We start from the raw sequence: 1899 nt of genomic DNA, 5'->3' as shown, positions 1-1899 counted from the left end.
GCTCAAACGCTCTTTAAAAAGTTGACCAAGTAATTCGTGTGGGCGCTGGCCGAGGTATTTCAGATACGAAATATCAGGACAGTGACTCGTCGAAATTGAGTTTTGTCTTGAGCAAGAATTAAGAATCTACGGATTCTTGTATGATTTAAACTGAAGAGTTTGATCATGGCTCAGATTGAACGCTGGCGGCAGGCTTAACACATGCAAGTCGAGCGGAAACGATGATAGCTTGCTATCAGGCGTCGAGCGGCGGACGGGTGAGTAATGCTTAGGAATCTGCCCAGTAGTGGGGGACAACAGTCGGAAACGGCTGCTAATACCGCATACGCCCTACGGGGGAAAGCAGGGGATCTTCGGACCTTGCGCTATTGGATGAGCCTAAGTCGGATTAGCTAGTTGGTGAGGTAAAGGCTCACCAAGGCGACGATCCGTAGCTGGTTTGAGAGGATGATCAGCCACATCGGGACTGAGACACGGCCCGAACTCCTACGGGAGGCAGCAGTGGGGAATATTGGACAATGGGGGCAACCCTGATCCAGCCATGCCGCGTGTGTGAAGAAGGCTTTCGGGTTGTAAAGCACTTTCAGCGAGGAGGAAGGCTCTAAAGCTAATACCTTTAGGGATTGACGTTACTCGCAGAAGAAGCACCGGCTAACTCCGTGCCAGCAGCCGCGGTAATACGGAGGGTGCAAGCGTTAATCGGAATTACTGGGCGTAAAGCGCGCGTAGGTGGTTGAGTAAGCGAGATGTGAAAGCCCCGGGCTTAACCTGGGAACGGCATTTCGAACTGCTCGGCTAGAGTGTGGTAGAGGGTAGTGGAATTTCCTGTGTAGCGGTGAAATGCGTAGATATAGGAAGGAACACCAGTGGCGAAGGCGGCTACCTGGACCAACACTGACACTGAGGTGCGAAAGCGTGGGGAGCAAACAGGATTAGATACCCTGGTAGTCCACGCCGTAAACGATGTCAACTAGCCGTTGGGGATCTTGAATCCTTAGTGGCGCAGCTAACGCACTAAGTTGACCGCCTGGGGAGTACGGCCGCAAGGTTAAAACTCAAATGAATTGACGGGGGCCCGCACAAGCGGTGGAGCATGTGGTTTAATTCGACGCAACGCGAAGAACCTTACCTGGCCTTGACATGCAGAGAACTTTCCAGAGATGGATTGGTGCCTTCGGGAACTCTGACACAGGTGCTGCATGGCCGTCGTCAGCTCGTGTCGTGAGATGTTGGGTTAAGTCCCGTAACGAGCGCAACCCCTATCCTTGGTTGCTAGCAGGTAATGCTGAGAACTCCAGGGAGACTGCCGGTGACAAACCGGAGGAAGGTGGGGATGACGTCAGGTCATCATGGCCCTTACGGCCAGGGCTACACACGTGCTACAATGGCGTATACAGAGGGCTGCCAACTCGCGAGAGTGAGCCAATCCCTTAAAGTGCGTCGTAGTCCGGATCGCAGTCTGCAACTCGACTGCGTGAAGTCGGAATCGCTAGTAATCGCGAATCAGAATGTCGCGGTGAATACGTTCCCGGGCCTTGTACACACCGCCCGTCACACCATGGGAGTGGATTGCACCAGAAGTGGTTAGTCTAACCTTCGGGAGGACGATCACCACGGTGTGGTTCATGACTGGGGTGAAGTCGTAACAAGGTAGCCCTAGGGGAACCTGGGGCTGGATCACCTCCTTAAACGAAGCTGAATGCTTCGGTCAGAGTCCACACGAATTACTTGGTTAGCGAATAAAGAGAGCAATTGGGTCTTTCAGGCCCGACTTGGCTTGTCGTTATGATAAGCAAAACCGGGTCTGTAGCTCAGGTGGTTAGAGCGCACCCCTGATAAGGGTGAGGTCGGTGGTTCAAGTCCACCCAGACCCACCAGAATTTCACTGCTCGTCGTTGT

1 tRNA gene and 1 rRNA gene are annotated in these 1899 nt (G+C 53.2%); both read left to right on the top strand.

Features of this window, described 5'->3' with window-relative positions:
• Positions 1 to 147: 147 nt before the first annotated feature.
• A 16S ribosomal RNA gene (locus DOQ08_RS15910) occupies positions 148 to 1688 on the top strand.
• Positions 1689 to 1800: 112 nt separating this feature from the next.
• Positions 1801 to 1877 (top strand) — tRNA-Ile (locus DOQ08_RS15905).
• Positions 1878 to 1899 lie beyond the last annotated feature (22 nt).

Origin of the sequence: Marinobacter litoralis (assembly GCF_003336705.1) — a bacterium.
GTDB classification, from domain to species: Bacteria; Pseudomonadota; Gammaproteobacteria; order Pseudomonadales; family Oleiphilaceae; genus Marinobacter; species Marinobacter litoralis.
Note: the sequence above shows the minus strand (reverse complement) of the source record. Positions and strands in the feature narration are given on the sequence as shown.